A 23,642-nucleotide genomic window follows, 5' to 3' on the forward strand; every position below is an offset into this window, starting at 1 on the left:
GGTCTTCGGGGGAGGGAGGACGGGAGGTCCGGGTTACTTGTTGGCGCCGAGCTCGATCGGCACGCCGACGAGGGAGCCGTACTCGGTCCACGAGCCGTCGTAGTTCTTGACGTTCTCCTGGCCGAGCAGCTCGTGCAGGACGAACCAGGTCAGGGCCGAGCGCTCACCGATGCGGCAGTAGGCGATGGTGTCCTTCGCCAGGTCGACCTGCTCCTGGGCGTACAGCGCCTTCAGCTCCTCGTCGGACTTGAAGGTGCCGTCGTCGTTGGCGTTCTTCGACCACGGGATGTTGCGGGCGCTCGGCACGTGGCCGGGGCGCTGCGACTGCTCCTGCGGGAGGTGCGCCGGGGCGAGCAGCTTGCCGCTGAACTCGTCGGGGGAGCGCACGTCGACCAGGTTCAGGCTGCCGATCGCGGCCACCACGTCGTCACGGAAGGCGCGGATGGAGGTGTCCTGGGCCTTGGCCTTGTACTGGGTGGCCGGGCGGTTCGGGACCTCGGAGCCGTCGACCAGGTCGCGGGAGTCGAGCTCCCACTTCTTGCGGCCGCCGTCGAGGAGCTTGACGCTCTCGTGGCCGTACAGCTTGAAGTACCAGTAGGCGTACGAGGCGAACCAGTTGTTGTTGCCGCCGTAGAGGACGACGGTGTCGTCGTTGGCGATGCCCTTCGCGGAGAGGAGCTTCTCGAAGCCCTCCTGGTCGACGAAGTCGCGGCGGACCGGGTCCTGGAGGTCCTGCTTCCAGTCGATCCGGACGGCGTTCTTGATGTGGTTCTTGTCGTACGCCGAGGTGTCCTCGTCGACCTCGACGATGACGACCTTCGGGTCGTCGATGTGGGCCTCGACCCAGTCGGCGTCTACCAGGACGTCGCTGCGGCTCATACTGTTCTCCTCCGGGGCAGTGTGCGGCGGGGTGTGGCGGGGTGGTGCCGGGTGCTCTTCGCCTCTGCGCGCTTCTCGGTACGGGGGTACGGGTGGACGCGGCGGATTCGGCACAGGGGTGGGCCTCGCGGTGCGTGACGGGCCCGGGAATGCGGGAGGCGGGCTCCCGCTCAGACGGAGCGACAGAGCATGGCGGCGACGCGGCACAGGTCTACTGCCCGCCGCTTCGTGAGGTCCGCCTGTCGCTTCATGACGCCGATCGTAGGGACGGTCGGGCGGCCGTGTCACCGGCGTGTCGTATCGTGAGACACGATCGTCCGCCATGTGGGACGAGAGACGCCTGGGAGAGGCGGCGGCCGACCGTGGCGCGGGGCTTTGCCACCCGCCATCTGCGGATCGGACCACCCCGTCTCAGCATGTGGCTGGAAGGCGGGTTTTCAGCCGGTCAGGACGACGTCCGTGCCGGCGACGGTGACCACCACGCCCTCCGGCGTCGCCTCGACCTTCCGCAGCTTGAGGCCGGCCGGCAGCCCGCCGACCTGGCGGTCGAAGTCGGTGCGCTCGCGCACGCGCTCCTCCACGCCCGGGATGCCCTCACCGGGGACCTCGTCGGCGCGCACGCGGATGGTGTCGTCACCGGCCAGACTGACCGAGGAGAGCACGCTGCGGGTGACGCTGCCCAGCACCGGGATGTCGACCGTGCCGGTGACCTTGACCTTGCCGTTGCCGCCGTAGCCCACGGTGACGTCCTCGCTGGACGCCTCACGGAGGTCGGCGTAGGAGATGCGGGCCGTGCCGTCGGCCGAGGCGGCGACGGCACGGGAGAAGTTGTTCCCCAGCCGTACGTCGTGCAGGGCGGCCTTCATCTCGGTGACGCGGACCTTGCGGCCGCCGGCCGTCGCCTCCACGCCCGTGAGGGTGACGTCGACCCGGTCCAGTTCCTTGCCCATGACCTGGGTCAGGAAGGGGAAGCCCTTGATCGAGACGTCGGCGGAGCCGGCCTGTCCCTGGTTGGCCCGTATGCGCTCGGCCGCCTCGGACTCGGCGTAGTTCACCGCCAGGCGGTCGGCGATGACGAAGAGACCACCCAGGACCACGGCGGTGATCAGCAGTATTCGCAGTGCTCGCATTGCTCGGTGTTCCCCCACCCTGTCCGCGACCGCCCCCGTCACGTCATGATCGACGCGCGAAGCCACCCGTTGGTTCCCCTTCCCCCACACGCGTCACTCAGGCCAGCGCACGCCCCAGCAGGTAGACGGCGGGCGCGGCGAGCGCGAGCGGCAGCGCCACCCCCGCCGTCATGTGGACGAAGCGGGAGGGGTAGTCGTACGCGGCCACCCGGTGCCCCACCAGGGCACACACCCCCGCGCCCAGCCCCAGCAGCGCGCCCTGCGCCCCCATGCCGGCCGCCCCGCCGGCGGCCACACCGGCACCGGCGGACGCGAGCAGCGCCACCACGAGCGTCGCGGCGCCCGGCAGCGGCAGCGCGCGGGCCACGATCGTCACGGCGACCGCGAGGCCGCCCACCACGACCGCGTCGGACGCGGCGGCCAGGTACCCGGCCGCGACGACCGCGAGCGCCGACGAGGCGACGGTGGCCATCAGGCCGTACTGGCGCTCGTCGGAGCCCGCGTGGCTGCGCAGCTGGAGGACGATCACGAGAAGCACCCACACCCCGAGCGTGCCGAGGATCGCGGCGGGCGCGTGCTCCCGGCCGGCGGCGAGCAGCGCGACGTCCGCGGTGAGGCCGCCCGCGAAGGCGAGCGCGATGCCCTGGCGGGCGGGCCACATGCCGTTCAGGCGGAACCAGCCGGCGGCCGTGACGGCCTGGAGCAGGACCAGCGGTACGAGCAGGCCGTACGGCCCGAGGGCGGCTCCCGCCGCGAGGAGGCCGCCGAGGGCGGCGGTCAGCACGGCCGGCCGCATGCCCGGGTCGATGATCGGTGAACGGCCCTCGGCGCGGGCCCGCTGGGCGTCGGTCAGCCGTACGTGCCCCGAGGTGGTGGGCGTGCCGTACCCCGGGCCGGCGGGCTCGGCGGCGGGGCCCTGCGCGGACGCGGCCCGATGCGCGGGCGCGGGTGCGTGCGCGGGTGCGGCCCCATGCGTGGGCCCATGCGCCGGTGCGGGCGCCGCGTCGGGGGCGACCGGCCGCAGGTACGTGGTCGGCGTGTCGTACGGCACCTCGGGGGGCAGCGGGTACGAGCCCGGGCCCGCCGGCACGCCCGCGCCCTGCGCGGGGAGGTGGGCGGTGTCCACCGCGTACGGCTGGGCGGGCTGCTGGTGCGGCGTGGGGTGGACGGCCGGCTGGTACTGGGTGTCCCAGGTCTGGCCCTCCCACGTCTGCGCGACGTCCGGGTCCTGGTACCCGTGCCCGTGCCCGTACGGGTACTGCTGATCGCTGCTCATGCTGTGGGGTTCACCCTCCTGCGAACGGCGGGAGCACCTCGACCGTGCCGCCCTCGGCAAGCCGTACGGTCTCATGGCTCCGGGTCCCGACGGGGTCGCCGTCGACCAGGAACGAACACCGCCGCAGCACCCGCGTCAGCTCCCCGGGGTGCCGCTCGCGCACGGCGTCCAGCGCCTCGGCCAGGTTCTCCGCCGCGTACGGCTCCTCGGCGATCCCGGCGGCGGCCTTGGCCGCGGCCCAGTAGCGGATGGTCCCCGCTGCCATAGCGGCACTCCTTTCGTCGGCCTCGTCGGCATCCATCATGAGCTATGGCACGGACAGCCGGTCCGCGGTACGGGTGAGCAGGGCGTCGCCCGCCGCGTGCCGCAGCACCACCGGCCGCGCGCCCACCGCGCCGCGGGCCGGCGGGGGGCCGGCGGGCCGGCCGAGCCCGTGAAGCCGTGGGCGACAACGACGGCCGGGTCCGTGACACTGGGTGTGTGCGGTGCCGCGAACGGCGAATGGACCGCTCCGGTCCGGACACCGTCGGATGTACGCGGCGTTGCGCGCGGGGGACCGGACGTGAGCGAGGAAACATCCACGATGTGAAATGCGCCCTCTCCCCCGGAACTCATGTGGGCTATTCTCCTGGGCAGAGGATCCGGGCGACGCAGCCCCCGGATCCTTTTGTGTTTACGGCCCGTTGTTACAGGCGGGTGAACAAGGGCTCTCAGGGCGTGGGGAGCCTGGTACGAAGCAGTGCCGCAACGTCCTCGCAGGGACCGAGGAGGAACCGACGTTATGGGCCGGCGAACCGTGCACGACCATAGGACGACCCGGGTATGGGAGGCACGATGAGTTCTCTGCTGCTCCTGACCAACGCCCTCCAGCCGTCGACGGAGGTGCTCCCCGCCCTCGGACTGCTGCTGCACAACGTGCGGGTGGCCCCCGCCGAGGGCCCGGCGCTCGTGGACACCCCCGGCGCGGACGTGATCCTCGTCGACGGCCGCCGCGACCTGCCGCAGGTGCGGTCGCTGTGCCAGCTGCTGCGCTCCACCGGGCCGGGCTGCCCGCTCGTCCTGGTGGTCACGGAAGGCGGTCTCGCGGCCGTCACCGCCGACTGGGGCATCGACGACGTCCTGCTGGACACGGCCGGTCCGGCCGAGGTCGAGGCACGGCTGCGGCTCGCGACGGGCCGCCAGCAGATCACCGCCGACGACTCCCCCATGGAGATCCGCAACGGCGACCTGTCGGTCGACGAGGCGACGTACAGCGCCAAGCTCAAGGGCCGGGTCCTGGACCTGACCTTCAAGGAGTTCGAGCTGCTGAAGTACCTGGCGCAGCACCCGGGCCGGGTCTTCACCAGGGCGCAGCTCCTCCAGGAGGTGTGGGGCTACGACTACTTCGGCGGTACCCGCACGGTCGACGTCCACGTACGGCGGCTGCGCGCCAAACTGGGCCCCGAGCACGAGTCCCTGATCGGCACCGTCCGCAACGTCGGCTACCGCTTCGTGACGCCCGAGAAGGTGGAGCGCGCGGCCGAGGACGCCCGGACGAAGGAGACGAAGGCGGCCAAGTCGGCGGCCGTCACCCGTACGGGGGACACCGAAGAGGTGGAGGAAGCCGCCGTACGACCTGCCCGGAGGTAGGTCACCCCGCGTAGACTGCCGCGCGTGGCCAAGGTGACGCGGGACGATGTGGCGCGACTGGCGGGGACTTCGACCGCGGTCGTGAGCTACGTCATCAACAACGGACCCCGGCCGGTCGCCCCGGCCACGCGCGAGCGGGTACTCGCAGCGATCAAGCAGCTGGGCTACCGGCCCGACCGCGTCGCGCAGGCCATGGCGTCGCGGCGGACGGACCTCATAGGCATGATCGTCCCCGACGCCCGGCAGCCGTTCTTCGCGGAGATGGCGCACGCGGTCGAGAGGGCCGCCGCCGACCGCGGGAAGATGGTGCTGGTCGGCAACTCCGACTACCGCGACGAACGGGAGATCCACTATCTGCGTGCCTTCCTCGGCATGCGGGTCGCCGGGCTGATCCTCGTCAGCCAGGGCATGAGCGAGCGGGCCGCCCAGGAGATCGAGGCGTGGGACGCGCGCGTGGTGCTGCTCCACGAGCGGCCCGAGGCCCTCGACGACGTCGCGGTCGTCACGGACGACATCGGCGGTGCCCAGCTCGCCACCCGTCACCTCCTGGAGCACGGCCACGAGTACGTCGCCTGCCTCGGCGGCGTCGAGAACACCCCCGCCGTCGGCGACCCGGTCGCCGACCACGAGGAGGGCTGGCGCCGCGCCATGCTGGAGTCCGGCCGTTCGGTGGAGGGCCGGCTGTTCCAGGCCCCCTACAACCGCTACGACGCCTACCAGGTGGCGCTGAAGCTGTTGGCGGGCCCCGACCGGCCGCCGGCCATCTTCTGCTCCACGGACGACCAGGCCATCGGCGTGCTGCGCGCGGCGCGCGAGCTGCGTCTGGACGTGCCGGGCGACCTGGCGGTGGCGGGCTTCGACGACGTCAAGGAGGCCGCGCTGACGGACCCGCCGCTGACGACGGTCTCCTCCGACCGCCCGGCGATGGCCCGCGCGGCGGTGGACCTGGTGCTGGACGACGGGCTGCGGGTCGCGGGGTCGCGCCGGGAGCGGGTCAAGCAGTTCCCGTCGGCGCTGATAGTGCGCCGGTCCTGCGGCTGCGACGGTCAGTAGCGCCACCCGCGAGGCCGTGCGCGTCTCCTCACACCGGACATACGAGACTCTGCCCGGACTTTCAGGACGTCCTCAGACGGCTCTCATGCACGGACCGGAGAGTCGTACCCATGACGGACCACACCTCCTCCCGTGAGCCCCGGCCGGACTTCGCGTATCCGCCGCCGCCCCCGGCGTACCCGCCGCCGGTGTACCCGCCCACCGCCCACCGGCGCGCCAGGAAACCGGTGGGGCTGATCGCCGCCGTCGCCATCACGGCCGCCCTCGTCGGCGGAGGCGCCTCCGCGCTCGTGCGGGAACTCACCGGCGGCTCCCCCGCGCCGGCCGGCACCGGCTCTGTGACCGGCACGAGCGTGTCGCGGTCCAGCAAGGGCACCGTCGCCGGTGTCGCCCAGGCGGTGTCCCCCAGCATCGTGGAGATCAGCGCGACGACCGGCTCCGGCGAGTCCACCGGCTCCGGCGTGATCATCACCTCCGGCGGCGAGATCGTGACCAACAACCACGTGATCTCCGGCGCTTCCGAGATCAAGGTCCGGCTCAGCGACGGCAGGACGTACACCGCCGACGTCGTCGGCACCGATCCCGGCAAGGACCTGGCGCTGATCGGACTCCGGGGCGCGTCGGGCCTCAAGGCCGCCACGCTCGGCGACTCCGGCAAGGTCCGGGTCGGTGACGAGGTCGTCGCCATCGGCTCACCGGAGGGCCTGACCGGGACCGTCACCAGCGGGATCGTCTCCGCGCTCGACCGCGACGTCACCGTGGCGAAGGACGAGGATCCCGGGCAGCGGCGGCAACAGCGGGACCCGGACCGGAACCAGGGCTGGCCGTTCGAGTTCGGCGGGCAGCGGTTCAACGGCGACACGGGCGACTCGAAGACGACGTACAAGGCCATCCAGACCGACGCCTCGCTCAACCCCGGCAACTCCGGCGGCGCGCTGATCGACATGAACGGGGAGATCATCGGCATCAACTCGGCCATGTACTCGCCCAGCTCCGCCACCGGGTCCACGGCCGGCAGCGTCGGTCTCGGCTTCGCCATCCCCATCGACACCGTCAAGGCCGACCTGGACGACCTGCGGTCCGGTTCCTGACGCGTGCGACGCTGGCCCCATGAACACTGACGCCGACCGCATCCTGATCGTCGACGACGAGCCCGCCGTGCGCGAGGCGCTCCAGCGCAGCCTCGCCTTCGAGGGGTACGGGACGGACGTCGCCGCCGACGGGGCGGACGCGCTCGCGAGGATGGACGCGTACGCCCCCGACCTCGTCGTCCTCGACGTGCAGATGCCCCGCATGGACGGCCTGACCGCCGCGCGCCGCATCCGCGCCGCCGGCTCGACCGTCCCCATCCTGATGCTCACCGCCCGCGACACGGTCGGCGACCGCGTGACCGGGCTGGACGCGGGCGCGGACGACTACCTGGTGAAGCCGTTCGAGCTGGACGAGCTGTTCGCGCGCATCCGCGCGCTCCTGCGGCGCAGCTCGTACGCGGCGGCGTCCGGTGGCCCGGAGCCGGAGGGCGACGCCCTGGCCTTCGCGGACCTCCGGATGGACCTGGCGACGCGCGAAGTGACGCGCGGCGGGCGGCCGGTGGAGCTGACCCGTACGGAGTTCACGCTCCTGGAGATGTTCCTGTCGCATCCGCGGCAGGTGCTGACGCGGGAGCAGATCCTCAAGTCGGTCTGGGGCTTCGACTTCGAGCCCAGCTCCAACTCCCTGGACGTGTACGTGATGTACCTGCGGCGCAAGACCGAGGCGGCCGGCGAGCCGCGCCTGGTGCACACCGTGCGGGGCGTGGGGTACGTGCTGCGTGGCGGGGCCGCCGAGTGACCGGACCGCTCCACCGCTTCCGCGCGCTGCCGCTGCGCTCCCGCCTCGCCCTGCTGACCGCGACGGCGGTGGCGGCCGCGGTGGCGGCGGTGGCCGTGACGTGCTGGTTCTTCACGCGTTCCCAGCTGCACGGCGAACTGGACACGTCGCTGAAGAACACCAGCGCGCCCAACGAGGTCCTGCGCCAGGCGTTCGGCGCGTGCGGGGCGCGGCCGCCGCAGCCGTCCGCGCGGAGCGCGAACTTCGCCTACGTCCAGCTCGTCCTGCCCGACGGGCGGCGCTGTGTCGCGCCGTACTACCCACCGGTCGAGGTGCGGCCGCAGGACGTGGACGTGCTCAGTGGCGCGCTGGAGGACTCGCTGCACGACAGCACGACCGACGACGGCGCCCCGGTGCGGGTGCACAGCTACCGGACCACGGTCGGCGGGGTGCCGGTGGCCGCCTCCGTGTCGCGGCCGCTCGCCGAGATCGACTCCACGCTCAGCCGCCTCGCCCTGGTGCTCACCGCCCTGGCCGGTATCGGGGTCGTCGGCGCGGGTGCCGCCGGGCTGTGGGTGGCGCGGACCGGGCTGAAGCCGGTGGACCGGCTGACCGGGGCGGTGGAGCACGTGGCGCGGACGGAGGACCTCACCGTGCGGATCCCCGTCGACGGCGAGGACGAGATCGCCCGACTGTCGCGGTCGTTCAACGCCATGACCGCCGCCCTCGCCTCCTCCCGCGACCGGCAGGCGCAGTTGATCGCCGACGCGGGGCACGAGCTGCGTACGCCGCTGACCTCGCTGCGTACGAACGTCGAGCTGCTGGCGCGCAGCGAGGAGACCGGGCGGGCGATCCCGCCCGGCGACCGGCGGGCCCTGATGGCCTCCGTGACGGCGCAGATGACGGAACTGGCGGCGCTGATCGGTGACTTGCAGGAGCTGTCCCGGCCGGACGCGGCGGCCCCCGGGCGGCTGGAGGTGGTCGCGCTGCACGACGTCCTCGGTACGGCGCTGGGCCGGGCGCGGCTGCGGGGCCCGGGGGTGTCGATCGCGGCGGACGACGTGCGGCCCTGGTATGTGCGGGCCGAGCCGGCGGGGCTGGAGCGCGCGCTGGTGAACGTCCTGGACAACGCGGTGAAGTTCTCGCCGCCGGGCGGGAGGGTGGAGGTGACGCTCGTGGACGGTGAGCTGACCGTGCGGGACCACGGGCCGGGCATCGCGCCGGACGAGCTGCCGCACGTCTTCGAGCGGTTCTGGCGCTCGCCGTCGGCGCGCAGCCTGCCCGGGTCGGGGCTCGGCCTGTCGATCGTGGCGCGGACCGTGCGGCAGGCGGGCGGTGAGGTGGAGCTCACGGCGGCGGAGGGCGGCGGTACGCGCGCGGTGATCCGGCTGCCGGGCGCGCCGACGCCGCCGCCGCCCTCGCCGGAGACGGTCTGAGCGGCGGCGCGGCCGAGCGGCGGGCGGTTCGGCCGCGCCGGCCGGTGACGGCGGGGGCGTCCGGCGCCGACCAGGGACGGCTGGTGACGGCCGGTGACGCTCCGCGCGGGCCGGTGACGTCGGTGACGTCCGGCCGGGGCCGGTTCCCCCACGGCCCCGGCCGGACGTGCGCATACATAGCTATCCGGCCATGTTCTCGTGGCGCAAACCGAAGTGGCCGATGTACGCCATGACGTTTTTCACCGCCGCCCGAGGCAACCCCGGGCCGGAAAAACGCATGCGCCCCGCCGACGCTCCGGCCCCGGGGGCACCGCGGCGGGGGCGCTCCGGCGCCGGGGGGCGCCGCGGCGGGGGCCGCTCCAGCCCTGGGGGGCGCCGCGGCGGGAGTCGGGAGGGAGCCCTCCCTCCCGACATCCCTCTCGACAGCCACGCGCCCCTTCGGTTCTCCCGCTTCCGCTACTTGATGACCGTGATCCGGTCGGCCTTCGGGGGCGCGAGGGGCGCACCGGCCGACGAGTTGGCCGCCAGGTAGGCGTTGAACACGTCCAGGTCGGACGCGCCGACCAGCTTGTTCCTGCCCTGGGCGAGGGCCGGGAAGCCGTCGCCGCCGCCCGCGAGGAACTCGTTCATCGCGACGCGGTAGGACTTCGCCGGGTCGATCGGCTCACCGTTGAGCCTCACCGAGTCGGCCACGACACGCGCCGCGCCCGTCTTGGTCATGTCGAGGGTGTAGGTGAGGCCCTTCGAGACCTGGAGGATCTTCGGGGAGGCCTCGTTGGAGCCGCTGACCTGCTGCTGGAGAGCGGTGATCAGCTGGGCGCCGGTCAGGTCGACCACGTTCATCATGTTGGTGAACGGCTGCACGGTGAACGCCTCGCCGTACGTCACCACCCCGTCACCCTCGGCGCCGGACGCCTTGTACACCAGGTCCGAGCGGATACCGCCCGGGTTCATCAGCGCGATCTGCGCGCCGCCCTTGTCGGCGGGCGCGAGCCCGGCGAGCTGCGCGTCGGTGATCAGGTCGCCGAGCGGCTTCTCGTACTCCGAGGAACCGCGGCCGTTGATGTCGGCGGAGATGTAGCCCTGCGGCTTGTTGGCGATCGGCGCGGCCAGCGCGTTCCACCGCTGGATCAGCGACGTCATGTCGGCGGCCTTCGGCACGTCACGCGAGACCACGCGGTTCGCCGACTCCACCGCCGTGCGCACGATGTCCTTGGTGCGGCGGTCGTAGGTCAGGGTGGTGTCCGTGTACAGCTTGCCGTACGAGGACGCCGAGGTGACCATGCGCGGCTTGCCGGACGGGTCCGGGATCGTGCACACGTACGCCTGGTGGGTGTGACCGGTGACCAGCGCGTCGACCTGCGGGTTCAGCTTCTTCGCGATCTCGACGACGGGGCCGGAGACACCGTCGCCGGCACCCGGGCTGTCGCAGTCGTAGTTGTACGAGGACGAGGCCGGCGCGCCGCCCTCGTGGATCAGGGCGACGATCGACTTGACGCCCTTGCGCTCCAGGACCTTGGTGTACTTGTTGATCGTCTCGACCTCGTCACCGAACTTCAGGCCCTTGACGCCCTCGGCGGTGACGATGTTCGGCGTGCCCTCCAGGGTCACTCCGATGAAACCGATCTTGACGCCCTTCTTCTCCCAGACGAAGTAGGGGTCGAGGATCGGCCGGCCGGTCTTCTCGTTCGTCACGTTGGCCGCGAGGTACGGGAAGTCCGCGCCGGGGAAGGTCTTGCCCTCCTCGGAGCAGCCGCCGGTCGGGTGGCAGCCGCCGTTCTGGATACGGGCCAGTTCCCTGGCGCCCTCGTCGAACTCGTGGTTGCCGACGGACGAGACGTCGAGCTTCAGCTTGTTCAGCGCCTCGATGGTCGGCTCGTCGTGGAAGAGGCCCGACATCAGCGGCGAGGCGCCGATCATGTCACCGGCGGCGGCGGTCACGGAGTACGTGTTGCCCTCGCGCGCGGTGCGCAGGTGCGTGGCGAGGTACTCGACACCACCCGCGTCGATCTTCTCCGTCGTACCGTCCGCGTGCGTGTGGGTGACCTGCCCGGACGAGCCGGCCGGCGGCTCCAGGTTTCCGTGCAGGTCGTTGAAGGAGAGCAGCTGCACGTCGACGGTGCGGCCGGGGTGATGGCCGGCGGGCTTCCCGCGGTCGTCGGCGCCGGCGGGCAGGGCGGCGACCATCGCGCCGACGGTGGCCAGTCCGGCGGCGGTGGCGAGTATCCGCCTCGTCGCCCGGTTCTTGTGCGGTGTCGCTGACATCTGTCCCCTCGCGGTCAACAAGTTCGGTAAGGCCGAGCGCAGCCTAGAGTCAACGCGCGTAGCGCAACAGGGGTTGGCGGGTTACAAGCCGGTTGCCATCGGCCACCGGCACCCGGTCGTAGGCTCGTACGCATGACGACTGACGCCCCCGTACCGGCCCTCGAACCGGGCCGCCGTATCGACACCTTCGACGAGCTCACCCACGAGCAGGCCCAGGACGTCCTCGCCCTCCTCGCCGACGCCGCCCGCGCCGACGGAATGCAGGCCGTCTCCGAACAGGGGCGGCTCCAGCTGCGCGGCGGGCGGCGCGAAGGGGTGTCGCACCTGCTGCTCACCGTCCGCGGCGACCTGGTGGGCTACGCCCAGCTGGAGGACACCGACCCGGTCGAGGCCCCGGCGGCGGAGCTGGTCGTCCACCCCTCGCACCGCGGCCGGGGGCACGGCCGGGCGCTGGGTTCCGCGCTGCTCGCCGCCTCGGGCAAGCGGCTGCGCGTGTGGGCGCACGGCGGCAAGTCGGCCGCCCGCCACCTGTCCCAGGTGCTGGGGCTGACCCTCTTCCGGGAGCTGCGGCAGATGCGCCGGCCGCTCGCCGACCTGTCGGACGTCCCCGAGCCGGCGCTCCCGCCCGGTGTCGCCGTCCGCACGTTCGTGCCCGGCCGGGACGACGCGGCCTGGCTGGCCGTCAACGCCGCCGCGTTCGCGCACCATCCCGAGCAGGGCGGGCTGACCCAGCGGGACCTGGACGACCGCAAGGCCGAGCCGTGGTTCGACCCGAAGGGCTTCTTCCTCGCCGTACGGGAGTCGGACGGCGAACTCGTGGGCTTCCACTGGACGAAGGTCCACGCCGAGGAGCAGCTGGGCGAGGTGTACGTCGTCGGCGTCAGCCCCGAGGCGCAGGGCGGCGGCCTCGGCAAGGCGCTGACCGCGATCGGGCTGCGGCACCTGGCGGCGGAGGGTGTGCCGACGGCGATGCTGTACGTGGACGCGGACAACACCGCGGCGGTGCGGGTGTACGAGGGGATGGGGTTCACCACGCACGAGCTGGACCTGATGTACCGCTCGGAGACGTGACGCGCGGGGCGTGAGCGGGGCGAGGTGTTGACACCTCGCCCTCTCTTGCACCACCCTTTCACTAGTTGATTAGTGAAAGGGTGGTTGAGGACGTGGTCGAGTACCGCATCGACCGGCGCGGCGGCGTCGCCACCTACCTCCAGATCGTGCAGCAGACCAAACAGGCCCTCCGCCTGGGCCTGCTGGCACCCGGCGACAAGCTGCCCACGGCCCGCGAGGTCGTCGAAGCCACCGCCATCAACCCGAACACGGTGCTCAAGGCCTACCGCGAACTGGAGCGCGAGGGCCTCGTCGAGGCCCGCCGCGGCCTCGGCACCTTCGTACGGAGAACCCTGGGCAGCGCCCCGGCCGACTCCCCGCTGCGCGGCGAACTCGCCGACTGGACCGCCCGTGCCCGCGCGGCCGGACTGGAGCGGGACGACGTGACGGCGCTCTTCACCTCCGTACTCGAACAGCTCTACGAGGGGGACGACATATGACCAGCGCCTTGGAGGCCCACGGCCTCGCCAAGCGGTACGGGCGGCGGCCCGGTCCCGCCCTGGCCGACTGCGCCTTCCGGCTCCCCGCCGGCCGCGTCTGCGCGCTCGTCGGCCCCAACGGCGCGGGCAAGTCCACGCTCCTCGCGCTGGCCGCCGGCCTGGCGCGGCCGACCGCCGGCACGGTCCGGGTGCTCGGCACCGACCCGGCGTCCGCCCGCGACCGCGTGGGCTACGTCGCCCAGGACAAGCCGCTGTACCCGCAGCTCACGGTCGACGACACGCTCCGGATGGGGCGGGAGCTCAACCCCCGGCGCTGGGACGCCGGCGCGGCGGACCGCGTGGTCGGCACGCTCGACCGCGCGGCCCGCGTCCGCAGCCTGTCGGGCGGTCAGCGCACCCGCGTCGCGCTCGCCCTCGCGCTCGGCAAGCGCCCCGAGCTGCTCCTGCTCGACGAGCCGATGGCCGACCTCGACCCTCTCGCCCGCCACCAGCTGATGGGCACGCTGATGGCGGACGCGGCCGAGCACGGCACGACCATCGTGATGTCGTCGCACATCCTCGGCGAACTCGCGGACGCCTGCGACCACCTGCTGCTCCTCGCCGCCGGCCGGGTCCGCCTGGGCGGCGGGATCGACGACGTCCTCGCCGCCCACACCCTGGTCACCGGCCCGGTCGGCGACCTGGCCCCGCACACGGTCGTGGAGTCCCGCGTCACCGGCCGCCAGCTCACCGCGCTGGTCCGCCACGACGGCCCGGTCGACACCACGTCCTGGCACACCACGGAACCGTCCCTGGAGGACCTGTTGCTCGCCCATCTCCGCTCCCCGGACGCCCCACCGCTCCTCACCCCCAGCGCGTCCCCGGGCCCGGAAGGGACGGTGGCTGCGTGAGTACGCGGCTCCTGACCGGTCCGCGCGGGGTGGTCGTGCACCAGCACCGGCGGGCGCTGTGGACGCTGCTCGGCCTGCTCCTCGTCGCGGTCGCGGCGATGGTCGCCTCCCGCGTGTGGGCGGACAGCGCGGTCGAGGCGCTGCGCGCCGTGGACTGCACGGTCACCAGCACGGAACGGCGCTGTTTCCAGCCGGCCCGCGACTACACGGACTCCGTCTGGGCCGCCCGGCACCTCATCGAGTACGCCGCGCTCGGCATGGTGGTCCTGCCCGCCGCGGTGGGGGCGTTCATGGCCGGGCCGATGATCGCCCGGGAGATGGAGAGCGGCACGTACAAGCTGGCCTGGACCCAGTCGGTCAGCCCCGCCCGCTGGCTGGCGGCCATGCTCCCCGTTCCCGTGGCGGTCGTGATCGCGGCGATGGCGGTGCTGACTCCGCTCTTCCACTGGTCGTGGTCGACAGGACCCGCCCACGACTTCCCCACCTACTGGTACGAGCCGACGATGTACGCATCGACCGGGATCGTGCCGACGGCCTACGCGCTGCTGGCGCTCGCGCTGGGCACGCTCGTCGGCCTGCTCGTACGGCGCACCGTCCTCGCGATGAGCGTCACCGCGCTGGTCACCGGCGGGGTGCTCCTCGCCCTGTCACGGGTACGTGTGCACCTGTGGCCGATCCGGACCGCGACCGCGAGCGGCGAGCCACCGGCCAGCAGGATCTCCCGGACGTGGCGCGTCGAGGAGGGCATGCTCACCCCGTCCGGCGAGCGCGTCCCCCCGGGCCACTGTTTGGCCGCCCCGCCGTCCCGGCCTCCCGCCCCGTGCGGTGCCGACCGGGCAGACGTGACGTACTTCCTCGACTACCACCCGGCCTCGCACTTCTGGCCCCTCCAGCTCGTCGAGACCGGCATCGTCCTCGCTCTCGCGGCCGTCGCCACGGTGGCCGCCTTCCGGGTACTCCGCCGCCACCACGCGTAACCGCCCCCGGGGGGGGACGGCCAGGACGGGGGTCCGGCCGTCCGCCCCCAGCACGTCACGTCACCGTTACCGACCATTCAGACACGCTTGCGAAGCTCGCTCAATGAAGCCCGCCGTGTCCGGGGCCCGCTCCGACGCGCTTGACCAGCCCATTGCGCGGAAGAATGGTGCCATGAGCCAGCAGCCCGCCGAGGTCCAGGTCCCGCAGTCCCAGCCGTCCGTCGGCTCCATAGCCGCGCACCGGCCGCACACCGTGGCGCACGCGCCCGTGTCCGAACTGGCGCGGGATCTCGACGCCGATCTCGACTCGTACGAGGAGGACGGCACCAGCGCCGAGCTGCCGTCCGGCCGCTTCCTGGACCGCGAACGCAGCTGGCTGGCGTTCAACGAACGCGTGCTGGAGCTCGCCGAGGACCCGGCGACACCCCTCCTCGAACGGGCGAACTTCCTCGCGATCTTCGCCTCGAACCTGGACGAGTTCTTCATGGTCCGCGTGGCCGGCCTCAAGCGCCGGATCGCCACCGGTGTGGCCACCCGGTCCGCGTCCGGACTCCAGCCCCGCGAGGTCCTCGACCTGATCTGGACGCGGTCACGGGAGCTCATGGCCCGGCACGCGGCCTGCTTCCAGCAGGACATCGCCCCCGCCCTGGCCGACGAAGGCATCCACCTCATCCGCTGGCCCGAGCTGACCGAGAAGGAGCAGGCGCGGCTCTTCACGCTCTTCCGCCAGCAGATCTTCCCGGTCCTCACCCCGCTCGCCGTCGACCCGGCGCACCCCTTCCCGTACATCTCCGGCCTCTCCCTCAACCTGGCCGTCGTCGTGCGCAACCCCGTCAGCGGGCACCGCCACTTCGCACGCGTCAAGGTCCCCCCGCTCCTCTCCCGGTTCCTCGAGGCCTCCCCGCAGCGCTACGTCCCGCTGGAGGACGTCATCGCCGCGCACCTGGAGGAGCTGTTCCCGGGCATGGAGGTGCTGGCGCACCACATGTTCCGCGTGACCCGCAACGAGGACCTGGAGGTCGAGGAGGACGACGCCGAGAACCTGCTCCAGGCCCTGGAGAAGGAGCTCATGCGGCGCCGCTTCGGACCGCCGGTCCGGCTGGAGGTCGAGGAGTCGATAGACCCGTACGTCCTCGACCTCCTCGTCCGCGAGCTGAAGGTCTCCGACGCCGAGGTCTACCCGCTGCCCGGCCCGCTCGACCTGACCGGCCTCTTCGGGATCTCCGCCCTGGACCGGCCCGAGCTGAAGTACCCCAAGTTCGTCGCCGGGACCCACCGCGACCTGGCCGAGGTCGAGTCGGCGTCCGCACCCGACATCTTCGCCGCACTGCGCGAGCGGGACGTGCTGCTCCACCACCCGTACGACTCCTTCTCCACCTCCGTCCAGGCCTTCCTCGAACAGGCGGCGGGCGACCCCGACGTGCTGGCCATCAAGCAGACCCTCTACCGCACCTCCGGCGACTCCCCGATAGTGGACGCCCTCATCGACGCGGCCGAGTCCGGCAAGCAGGTCCTCGTCCTCGTCGAGATCAAGGCCCGCTTCGACGAGCAGGCCAACATCAAGTGGGCCCGCAAGCTGGAGGAGGCCGGATGCCACGTGGTGTACGGGCTCGTCGGCCTGAAGACCCACTGCAAGCTGTCGCTCGTCGTCCGCCAGGAGGGCGACACGCTGCGCCGCTACAGCCACGTCGGCACCGGCAACTACCACCCCAAGACGGCCCGCCTCTACGAGGACCTGGGCCTGCTGACCGCCGACCCCCAGGTCGGCGCCGACCTGTCCGACCTGTTCAACCGGCTGTCCGGTTACTCGCGCCGCGAGACCTACCGCCGCCTCCTGGTCGCGCCCAAGTCGCTGCGCGACGGCCTGGTCTCCCGCATCAACAAGGAGACCGTCCACCACCGCGCCGGGCGGCCCGCCTACGTCCGCATCAAGGTCAACTCACTGGTCGACGAGGCCATCATCGACGCCTGCTACCGCGCCTCGCAGGCCGGCGTACCCGTGGACATCTGGGTGCGTGGCATCTGCGCCGTACGGCCGGGAGTGGCCGGCCTGTCGGAGAACATCCGGGTCCGGTCCGTCCTCGGGCGCTTCCTGGAGCACTCCCGCGTCTTCGCCTTCGGCAACGGCGGCGAGCCCGAAGTCTGGTTCGGGAGCGCCGATATGATGCACCGCAACCTCGACCGCCGCATAGAGGCACTGGTACGGGTCTCCGACCCGGCCCACCGGGCGGCCCTCAGCCGGCTGCTGGACACGGGCATGGCCGACACCACCTCGTCCTGGCACCTCGGACCGGACGGGGACTGGACGCGGCACGCGACGGACCACGAGGGCCGGCCGCTGCGGCACGTCCAGGAGATGCTGATCGACGCGCGGAGGCGCCGACGTGCGAAACCCTGACCACACCCCGCCCGGTTCCGCCGGCGAGGTTCTCTCGCCCTACCTGCACGACCGGGCGGCCGACTTCCTGCGCAGCCTGCGGCACCACACCGAACGCGGCGCGGACACGGCGGGCGCGGAGGAGGCCACCCGGGGGCTGCGCGCCGCGGCCCGCCGCATCAGCGGCACGCTGCACACCTTCCGGCCGCTGCTCGACGCCGCCTGGGCGGACCAGTTGCGTGCCGAACTGGCGTGGCTGTCCGGCACGCTGGCGGCCGAGCACGCCTGTACGTCGCGGCTCGTCCGGCTCGTCGACGCCCTGGCCCGGCTGTCGGGCGGTACGGCGACGGTCCCGGCGCCGAGGAACGGCGGGTCCGGCGCGCAGGCCCTGAGCGTGGGCGCGGCCCGGGCGGGGGCGCTGCTGGAGCGGCAGCTCACCCTGGCCAGGACCCGCGCCCACTCGTCCGCGCTCCAGGCGCTGGGCTCGTCCCGGTTCCACGCGGTCGCCGACGCGGTGGCGCTGCTGGCCTCGGAGGTGCCGCTCGGCCCCGCCGCCGCCGCGCCGGCCGGCGAGGTGCTCGGCCCGCCCGCGGAAGCCGTCGAGCGGCGCCTGCTGGACGCGGTGGCCGCCCTGCCGATGGCCCCCGCGGTGGGCGGTGAGCAGCTCGACGGGCCCTGGCACCAGGTACGGCTCCTGCTGCGGCTGCACCGGTACGCGGGCGAGGTGCGGGGCACGGAGCCGGTGCTGTACGAGGCGGGACGGGCGCTGGACCGCCACCGGGACGCCGCGGAGGCGGCCGCGGCCGCCGCGACCGCCGCGCGTACGCCGCGCATCGCCCCCGCGACGGCCTACGCGCTCGGGGTGCTGCACGCGGACCAGCGGCACGAGGTGGAGGCGGCGCGGTACGCCTTCCAGCGGGCCTGGCAGCGTACGGCGGTGACGACGTGATCCGCGCGGCGGGCTGCGTGCTGTGGCGCCGCTCCCCCTCGGGCGCCGGGATCGAGCTGGCGGTGATCCACCGCCCGAAGCACGGGGACTGGTCGCTGCCGAAGGGGAAGCTGGAGCCCGGCGAGGAATCGCGGCACGCGGCGGTCCGTGAGGTGCTGGAGGAGACCGGCATGACCTGCGCGCCCGGCCCCGAGCTGCCGACCGCCCGGTACGAGGTCGCCGGCCGCGCCAAGGAGGTCCGCTACTGGGCGGCCGAGGCCACGGGCGGCACCTTCCGCCCCAACCGGGAGGTCGACGAACTGCTCTGGCTCTCCCCCGGTGCCGCCCGCTCCCGCCTGACGTACGACAAGGACAGGGACCTCGTCGCCGCGTTCCTCACCACCACCGGACCGGCGCACTGACGCGTAGCGCACTGACGGTACGGGGACGGGAGGGGCCGCGCGGGGGCCGCCGCGGCGGCGGATCGGCAGCCCCCCGCGGCCCCGCACCACCCCACCCCGCCGCACCCCGGACGCGGAGCCGAGACGAACCACCCGCCGTGACGTCCCGCTCCGCGCGCCCCGGCACCGTCCGGACGCGGGCCGGTTCGAGCCACCCCGCCGTACGGGCCACGCGCCCGTCTCACACCTGCGGGGTACACCCCGCCCCCACAGCGGACCCCCTCTCGGGTGGTCCCGGCACCGCCCCGCGTACCCCGCACACCGGCGTACGCCCCCGCGCCCCGGGCGCGCCACCGCCCCGCACGACCCGCAGCACACGGCTCCGGCCTGCACAAGAGGCACCGCCGGGGGGCGCGGCGCCGCAGGACAATGAGGCGCACGTCCCCTCACCACGGCTTCCGTCACGGTTCACCTGCCGTTCACTCTCCCCCGTCGGCCACGTCACCTGTTCTGCCTAATTTCAGCCGTGCAAGGTGAACGGCGCCGCTCCCCATTCGGCTCGCCGCCGCGCATCCACTCCCCGACACACGCCGCCGTACGACAGACACCGGACCGGCGGCTTCTGGAAGGAACACCCGAAAGTGAAGCTTCAGCGCAAGAACGGGCTTCGCGCCACCGCGCTCGGCGCCCTCGCCGTCTCCGGCGCCCTGGTCCTCACGGCGTGTGGTTCGGACGACAACACCGGCGCCTCCACCGGCGGCAAGAAGACCGGCGCCGCGTCGAACATCTCGTGCGAGGGCGCCAAGGGCCAGCTCCTGGCCTCCGGCTCCTCCGCGCAGAAGAACGCCATGGACCTGTGGGTCAAGAACTACATGGCCGCCTGCACGGGCGTGGAGATCAACTACAAGTCCTCCTCCTCCGGCGAGGGCATCGTCGCCTTCAACCAGGGCACCGTCGGCTTCGCCGGCTCCGACTCCGCGCTCAAGCCGGACGAGGTCGCCGAGTCCAAGAAGATCTGCAAGAGCGGCCAGGGCATCAACCTCCCGATGGTCGGTGGCCCGGTCGCGATCGGGTACAACCTGCCCGGCGTGCAGGACCTCGTCCTCGACGCCCCCACCATCGCCAAGATCTTCAACGACAAGATCAAGAAGTGGGACGACGCGGCGATCGCCAAGCTCAACCCGAACGCCAAGCTCCCGAGCACGCCGATCCAGGCCTTCCACCGCTCCGAGGACTCCGGCACCACCCAGAACCTCGGCAAGTACCTCGGCAAGGCCGCCAAGGCGGACTGGCCCTACGAGGCCGAGAAGAAGTGGCCCGCCCCCGGCGGCCAGGCCGCGTCCGGCTCCTCCGGCGTCGCCGCCCAGGTGAAGCAGGCGGAGGGCTCCATCGGTTACTTCGAGCTGAGCTACGCCACCTCGCAGAACATCCCGACCGTCCAGATCAACACCGGCGCCGCCGCCCCGGTCGCGGCCACCTCGGAGAACGCCTCCAAGGCCATCGCCGCCGCCAAGGTCAAGGGCACCGGCAAGGACCTGGCGCTCGAGCTGGACTACGCCACCAAGGCCGAAGGCGCGTACCCGATCGTCCTGGTGACCTACGAGGTCGTCTGCGACACCGGCAACAAGCCCGAGACCCTCGGCACGGTCAAGTCCTTCCTGACCTACACCGCCTCCGAGGAGGGTCAGAAGGTCCTCTCCGAGGCCGGCTACGCCCCGATCCCCGCCGAGATCAACCTCAAGGTCCGCGAGACCGTCAAGGGCCTGTCCTGACCGAGGGCCGGCCCGGCGGCTCGCCGGGCCGCCCCCCACCCCCATCCGGTGCACCGCCGCCAGGGGAGCCGCCACAGCGGACTTCCCCCACACAGACCGGAAAGACCATGGCTATAACGACTGACAACGCACCGGCTCCGCCGGTCGCCGGAAAGCCGGGCCCGACTTCCACCGGCCGCGCGGGTGACAAGATCTTCCTGGGCCTCTCCCGGGGTTCGGGCATCCTGCTCCTGGTGATCATGGCGTCGATCGCCGTGTTCCTCACCTACCGCGCCTCGCTCGCCCTGGCCGAGAACGAAGGCAACTTCCTCACCACCTTCGACTGGAACCCGGCCGGTGACCCGCCCGTCTTCGGCATCGCGGTCCTGCTCTACGGCACGATCGTGAGCTCGGTCATCGCGATGGTGATCGCCGTCCCGATCGCCGTCGGCATCGCGCTGTTCATCTCGCACTACGCGCCCCGCAAGCTGGCCGCGCCCCTCGCGTACGTCGTGGATCTGCTGGCGGCCGTGCCGTCGATCATCTACGGCATCTGGGGCGCCCTCTTCCTCGTCCCGTACCTGGAGGGCCTGAACCTCTGGCTGGACCAGTTCCTGGGCTGGACGTACGTCTTCGAGAAGACCGAGGTCGGCGTCGCCCGCTCGCTGTTCACCGTGGGCATCCTGCTCGCGATCATGATCCTCCCGATCGTGACCAGCGTCAGCCGCGAGGTCTTCCTCCAGGTGCCGCGGATGAACGAGGAGGCCGCCCTGGCCCTCGGCGCCACCCGCTGGGAGGTCATCCGGCTGTCCGTACTGCCGTTCGGCCGCTCCGGCGTGATCTCCGCCTCGATGCTGGGCCTGGGCCGCGCGCTCGGCGAGACGATGGCCGTCGCCACGGTCCTCTCCCCGAGCTTCGTGATCTCGCTGCACCTGCTCAACCCGGGCGGCGGTACGTTCGCCCAGAACATCGCCGCGAAGTTCGACGAGGCCAACGAGCTCGGACGGGACGCCCTGATCGCCTCCGGCCTGGTCCTCTTCGTCCTCACCCTGCTGGTCAATGGCGCGGCCCGCCTGATCATCGCGCGCCGCAAGGAGTACTCGGGGGCGAACGCCTGATGACCGATGTGATCCAGGACGCGACCCCCGCCCAGGCCGCCCCCGGCCTGCGCGAGGGCGCTCTCAGCCAGCGCCGCCTGCCCCGCTGGGCACCGGCCGGCTTCGCCGCCGTGTCGATCGCCCTCGGCACCGGCATCGGCGCGGGCACGGGCCTGCACAGCCGCATCCAGTGGGGCCTGATCTCCGCCGCCCTGTTCGTCGTCATCTCGTACATCGCGACCTCGGCCGTCGAGAACCGGCGCCAGGCCAAGGACCGGCTCGCCACCAGCGTCGTCTGGGTGTGCTTCGTCCTCGCCGTCATCCCGCTGCTGTCCCTGATCTGGGTGACGGTCAGCCGGGGCGCCAAGGTCTTCGACGGGTACTTCCTCACCCACTCGATGGCCGGTGTGCCCGGCTTCGAGGTCGGCGGCGGCGTCTACCACGCGCTGATCGGCACACTGGAGCAGGTCGGCCTCGCCACCCTCGTCTCCGCGCCGATCGGCCTGCTGACGGCCGTCTACCTCGTCGAGTACGGCAAGGGCACGCTCGCCAAGGCCGTGACGTTCTTCGTCGACGTCATGACGGGCATCCCGTCCATCGTCGCCGGTCTGTTCATCCTCTCCATCATGCTGATCGCGGGCCTGGCGCCGTCCGGCCTGATGGGCGCGCTGGCCCTGGCGATCCTGATGATCCCGGTCGTGGTCCGCTCCACGGAGGAGATGCTCAAGCTCGTCCCCAACGAGCTGCGCGAGGCCGCGCTCGCCCTCGGCGTACCGAAGTGGCGCGTCATCCTGAAGGTCGTCATCCCGACCGCGGTCGGCGGCATCACCACGGGTGTGATGCTCGCGATCGCCCGCATCGCCGGTGAGACCGCCCCCATCATGCTCCTGGTCTTCGGCAGCCAGCTGATCAACACCAACCCCTTCGAAGGCGCCCAGTCCTCGCTCCCCTTCTACATCTGGGAGCAGTACAGGGTCGGCAGCGAGGCGTCGTACGACCGCGCCTGGGCCGCCGCCCTCGTCCTGATCGCCTTCGTCATGATCCTCAACCTGGTCGCCCGCGGTATCGCCCGCTGGAAGGCCCCGCAGACCGGCCGCTGAGGCCACCTGGAAGTGAGTGAAATGGCCAAGCGAATCGACGTCAGCGGCCTCACCGCCTATTACGGCTCCCACAAGGCGATCGACGACATCTCCATGACCGTCGAGCCCCGCTCCGTGACGGCCTTCATCGGCCCGTCCGGCTGCGGCAAGTCCACCTTCCTGCGCACCCTGAACCGGATGCACGAGGTCACCCCCGGTGGCCGCGTCGAGGGCAAGGTGATGCTGGACGACGAGAACCTGTACGGCAAGGACGTCGACCCGGTCGCCGTGCGCCGCACGGTCGGCATGGTCTTCCAGCGCCCCAACCCCTTCCCGACGATGTCGATCTTCGACAACGTGGCGGCGGGCCTGCGCCTCAACGGCACGTACAGGAAGAACCAGCTCGCCGAGGTCGTCGAGCGCTCCCTCCGGGGCGCGAACCTCTGGAACGAGGTCAAGGACCGCCTCAACAAGCCCGGCTCCGGCCTCTCCGGCGGCCAGCAGCAGCGCCTGTGCATCGCCCGCGCGATCGCGGTCGAGCCGGACGTGCTGCTGATGGACGAGCCCTGCTCGGCGCTCGACCCGATCTCCACGCTCGCGATCGAGGACCTGATCTGCGAGCTGAAGGAACGGTTCACGATCGTCATCGTGACCCACAACATGCAGCAGGCGGCCCGCGTCTCCGACCGCACCGCCTTCTTCAACCTGGCCGCGGTCGGCCAGCCGGGCAAGCTGGTCGAGATCGACGAGACGGAGCGCATCTTCTCCAACCCGTCGGTTCAGGCGACGGAGGACTACATCTCCGGACGCTTCGGCTAGTCGCCGTGCCCGGGGGCCGTCCCCGGACGGGCGGGCGTCGACGGTCGCTGTGGGCGGGGTGGACGCCCCTCGGGCGCGTCCACCCCACACCCCACCCGGGGGCCGTCCCCTGGACGGGACGGGCGGGCGTGGCGCACCCCGGGGGGCGTCCGCCGTCCCGGACCGGGTAGCGGACGCCGCGCCCGGCGGCGCCCCGGCCCCACCCCCCGGCGTCGCGCCGGCGGGCGCGACACCTGCCGTTCCCGGCCTGTCCCGGGCCGGGCCTCCGGGCGCGGGACCCCCCTGGGGGCCGGCCC

At 72.4% G+C, this 23,642-nt stretch carries 22 protein-coding genes; 16 read left to right on the forward strand and 6 right to left on the reverse strand.

Features of this window, described 5'->3' with window-relative positions:
• Positions 1–33: 33 nt before the first annotated feature.
• The 5 genes from ABD347_RS07000 to ABD347_RS07015 all read right to left on the reverse strand — a co-directional run bounded on the left by ABD347_RS07000 (position 34) and on the right by ABD347_RS07015 (position 3,550).
• Positions 34–879 carry a sulfurtransferase gene (locus tag ABD347_RS07000; RefSeq protein WP_344357790.1) on the reverse strand — a complete coding sequence of 282 codons (846 nt, stop codon included), beginning with the start codon at positions 877–879 and terminating at the stop codon, positions 34–36.
• Between the two features lie 170 nt (positions 880–1,049).
• Entirely contained in the window at positions 1,050–1,130 is an 81-nt protein-coding gene (locus ABD347_RS30615) for a putative leader peptide (protein ID WP_350497993.1), read from the reverse strand.
• A gap of 186 nt (positions 1,131–1,316) precedes the next feature.
• On the reverse strand, positions 1,317–2,009 hold the full coding sequence (locus ABD347_RS07005; RefSeq protein WP_344357792.1) for an LmeA family phospholipid-binding protein: 693 nt from the start codon (positions 2,007–2,009) through the stop codon (positions 1,317–1,319).
• 97 nt (positions 2,010–2,106) lie between these two features.
• Complete coding sequence (locus ABD347_RS07010; RefSeq protein WP_425575589.1) at positions 2,107–3,360, reverse strand: hypothetical protein; 1,254 nt, start codon at positions 3,358–3,360, stop codon at positions 2,107–2,109.
• Positions 3,296–3,550, reverse strand: a complete 255-nt coding sequence (locus ABD347_RS07015; protein WP_344357797.1) for a MoaD/ThiS family protein — start codon at positions 3,548–3,550, stop codon at positions 3,296–3,298. Before ABD347_RS07015 ends, ABD347_RS07010 begins: the two co-directional genes overlap by 65 nt.
• Positions 3,551–4,119: 569 nt before the next feature.
• Here ABD347_RS07015 and ABD347_RS07020 point away from each other — a divergent pair.
• The 5 genes from ABD347_RS07020 to ABD347_RS07040 all read left to right on the forward strand — a co-directional run bounded on the left by ABD347_RS07020 (position 4,120) and on the right by ABD347_RS07040 (position 9,212).
• Positions 4,120–4,914 (forward strand): winged helix-turn-helix transcriptional regulator, encoded by a 795-nt coding sequence (locus ABD347_RS07020; protein ID WP_344357800.1) that lies wholly within the window; start codon positions 4,120–4,122, stop codon positions 4,912–4,914.
• A gap of 24 nt (positions 4,915–4,938) precedes the next feature.
• Entirely contained in the window at positions 4,939–5,967 is a 1,029-nt protein-coding gene (locus ABD347_RS07025; protein ID WP_064067601.1) for a LacI family DNA-binding transcriptional regulator, read from the forward strand.
• Positions 5,968–6,077: 110 nt separating this feature from the next.
• A complete protein-coding gene (locus tag ABD347_RS07030) occupies positions 6,078–7,058 on the forward strand; it encodes a S1C family serine protease (RefSeq protein WP_344357805.1) in 981 nt (326 codons plus the stop codon).
• 19 nt (positions 7,059–7,077) lie between these two features.
• On the forward strand, positions 7,078–7,797 hold the full coding sequence (locus ABD347_RS07035) for a response regulator transcription factor (protein ID WP_344357809.1): 720 nt from the start codon (positions 7,078–7,080) through the stop codon (positions 7,795–7,797).
• Entirely contained in the window at positions 7,794–9,212 is a 1,419-nt protein-coding gene (locus ABD347_RS07040; protein WP_344357811.1) for a sensor histidine kinase, read from the forward strand. Before ABD347_RS07035 ends, ABD347_RS07040 begins: the two co-directional genes overlap by 4 nt.
• A 456-nt stretch (positions 9,213–9,668) precedes the next feature.
• Here ABD347_RS07040 and ABD347_RS07045 read toward each other — a convergent pair whose 3' ends face one another.
• Complete coding sequence (locus tag ABD347_RS07045; RefSeq protein WP_344357814.1) at positions 9,669–11,477, reverse strand: bifunctional metallophosphatase/5'-nucleotidase; 1,809 nt, start codon at positions 11,475–11,477, stop codon at positions 9,669–9,671.
• A 132-nt stretch (positions 11,478–11,609) separates the two neighbouring features.
• Here ABD347_RS07045 and mshD point away from each other — a divergent pair, with 132 nt between their 5' ends.
• The 11 genes from mshD to pstB all read left to right on the forward strand — a co-directional run bounded on the left by mshD (position 11,610) and on the right by pstB (position 23,346).
• Positions 11,610–12,548, forward strand: a complete 939-nt coding sequence (mshD, locus tag ABD347_RS07050; protein WP_344357817.1) for a mycothiol synthase — start codon at positions 11,610–11,612, stop codon at positions 12,546–12,548.
• A gap of 92 nt (positions 12,549–12,640) precedes the next feature.
• On the forward strand, positions 12,641–13,027 hold the full coding sequence (locus ABD347_RS07055; RefSeq protein WP_344357911.1) for a GntR family transcriptional regulator: 387 nt from the start codon (positions 12,641–12,643) through the stop codon (positions 13,025–13,027).
• Positions 13,024–13,917, forward strand: a complete 894-nt coding sequence (locus tag ABD347_RS07060) for an ABC transporter ATP-binding protein (RefSeq protein WP_344357819.1) — start codon at positions 13,024–13,026, stop codon at positions 13,915–13,917. Before ABD347_RS07055 ends, ABD347_RS07060 begins: the two co-directional genes overlap by 4 nt.
• Entirely contained in the window at positions 13,914–14,894 is a 981-nt protein-coding gene (locus tag ABD347_RS07065) for a hypothetical protein (protein WP_344357821.1), read from the forward strand. Before ABD347_RS07060 ends, ABD347_RS07065 begins: the two co-directional genes overlap by 4 nt.
• A gap of 172 nt (positions 14,895–15,066) precedes the next feature.
• A complete protein-coding gene (locus ABD347_RS07070; protein WP_344357824.1) occupies positions 15,067–17,292 on the forward strand; it encodes an RNA degradosome polyphosphate kinase in 2,226 nt (741 codons plus the stop codon).
• Positions 17,279–18,220 carry a CHAD domain-containing protein gene (locus ABD347_RS07075; RefSeq protein WP_344357827.1) on the forward strand — a complete coding sequence of 314 codons (942 nt, stop codon included), beginning with the start codon at positions 17,279–17,281 and terminating at the stop codon, positions 18,218–18,220. Before ABD347_RS07070 ends, ABD347_RS07075 begins: the two co-directional genes overlap by 14 nt.
• Positions 18,217–18,621 (forward strand): NUDIX hydrolase, encoded by a 405-nt coding sequence (locus tag ABD347_RS07080; protein WP_344357830.1) that lies wholly within the window; start codon positions 18,217–18,219, stop codon positions 18,619–18,621. Before ABD347_RS07075 ends, ABD347_RS07080 begins: the two co-directional genes overlap by 4 nt.
• Before the next feature lie 620 nt (positions 18,622–19,241).
• Positions 19,242–20,372 (forward strand): phosphate ABC transporter substrate-binding protein PstS, encoded by a 1,131-nt coding sequence (gene pstS / locus ABD347_RS07085; RefSeq protein WP_344357831.1) that lies wholly within the window; start codon positions 19,242–19,244, stop codon positions 20,370–20,372.
• Positions 20,373–20,479: 107 nt separating this feature from the next.
• A complete protein-coding gene (pstC, locus tag ABD347_RS07090) occupies positions 20,480–21,469 on the forward strand; it encodes a phosphate ABC transporter permease subunit PstC (RefSeq protein WP_344357832.1) in 990 nt (329 codons plus the stop codon).
• The gene (pstA, locus tag ABD347_RS07095; RefSeq protein WP_344357834.1) at positions 21,469–22,548 is read left to right on the forward strand and encodes a phosphate ABC transporter permease PstA; all 1,080 of its coding nucleotides are present in this window, start codon (positions 21,469–21,471) and stop codon (positions 22,546–22,548) included. The genes pstC and pstA overlap by 1 nt, the downstream gene beginning before the upstream one ends.
• A gap of 21 nt (positions 22,549–22,569) precedes the next feature.
• Positions 22,570–23,346 carry a phosphate ABC transporter ATP-binding protein PstB gene (gene pstB, locus ABD347_RS07100; RefSeq protein ID WP_344357836.1) on the forward strand — a complete coding sequence of 259 codons (777 nt, stop codon included), beginning with the start codon at positions 22,570–22,572 and terminating at the stop codon, positions 23,344–23,346.
• The last annotated feature ends 296 nt before the right edge of the window (positions 23,347–23,642 follow it).

The sequence above is a fragment of the Streptomyces gobitricini genome (genome assembly GCF_039532985.1).
GTDB lineage: Bacteria > Actinomycetota > Actinomycetes > Streptomycetales > Streptomycetaceae > Streptomyces > Streptomyces gobitricini.

Excerpts from the sequence above, each read along its gene's own strand:
- ABD347_RS07060 (WP_344357819.1), top strand. The coding sequence starts at position 13,024 with ATGACCAGCGCCTTGGAGGCCCACGGCCTCGCCAAGCGGTACGGGCGG.
- pstC (WP_344357832.1), top strand. The coding sequence starts at position 20,480 with ATGGCTATAACGACTGACAACGCACCGGCTCCGCCGGTCGCCGGAAAG.
- ABD347_RS07045 (WP_344357814.1), bottom strand. The coding sequence starts at position 11,477 with ATGTCAGCGACACCGCACAAGAACCGGGCGACGAGGCGGATACTCGCC.
- mshD (WP_344357817.1), top strand. The coding sequence starts at position 11,610 with ATGACGACTGACGCCCCCGTACCGGCCCTCGAACCGGGCCGCCGTATC.
- ABD347_RS07035 (WP_344357809.1), top strand. The coding sequence starts at position 7,078 with ATGAACACTGACGCCGACCGCATCCTGATCGTCGACGACGAGCCCGCC.
- ABD347_RS07020 (WP_344357800.1), top strand. The coding sequence starts at position 4,120 with ATGAGTTCTCTGCTGCTCCTGACCAACGCCCTCCAGCCGTCGACGGAG.
- pstA (WP_344357834.1), top strand. The coding sequence starts at position 21,469 with ATGACCGATGTGATCCAGGACGCGACCCCCGCCCAGGCCGCCCCCGGC.
- ABD347_RS07000 (WP_344357790.1), bottom strand. The coding sequence starts at position 879 with ATGAGCCGCAGCGACGTCCTGGTAGACGCCGACTGGGTCGAGGCCCAC.
- ABD347_RS07010 (WP_425575589.1), bottom strand. The coding sequence starts at position 3,360 with ATGAGACCGTACGGCTTGCCGAGGGCGGCACGGTCGAGGTGCTCCCGC.
- ABD347_RS07005 (WP_344357792.1), bottom strand. The coding sequence starts at position 2,009 with ATGCGAGCACTGCGAATACTGCTGATCACCGCCGTGGTCCTGGGTGGT.
- ABD347_RS07015 (WP_344357797.1), bottom strand. The coding sequence starts at position 3,550 with ATGGCAGCGGGGACCATCCGCTACTGGGCCGCGGCCAAGGCCGCCGCC.
- ABD347_RS07070 (WP_344357824.1), top strand. The coding sequence starts at position 15,067 with ATGAGCCAGCAGCCCGCCGAGGTCCAGGTCCCGCAGTCCCAGCCGTCC.
- pstB (WP_344357836.1), top strand. The coding sequence starts at position 22,570 with ATGGCCAAGCGAATCGACGTCAGCGGCCTCACCGCCTATTACGGCTCC.
- ABD347_RS07030 (WP_344357805.1), top strand. The coding sequence starts at position 6,078 with ATGACGGACCACACCTCCTCCCGTGAGCCCCGGCCGGACTTCGCGTAT.
- ABD347_RS30615 (WP_350497993.1), bottom strand. The coding sequence starts at position 1,130 with ATGAAGCGACAGGCGGACCTCACGAAGCGGCGGGCAGTAGACCTGTGC.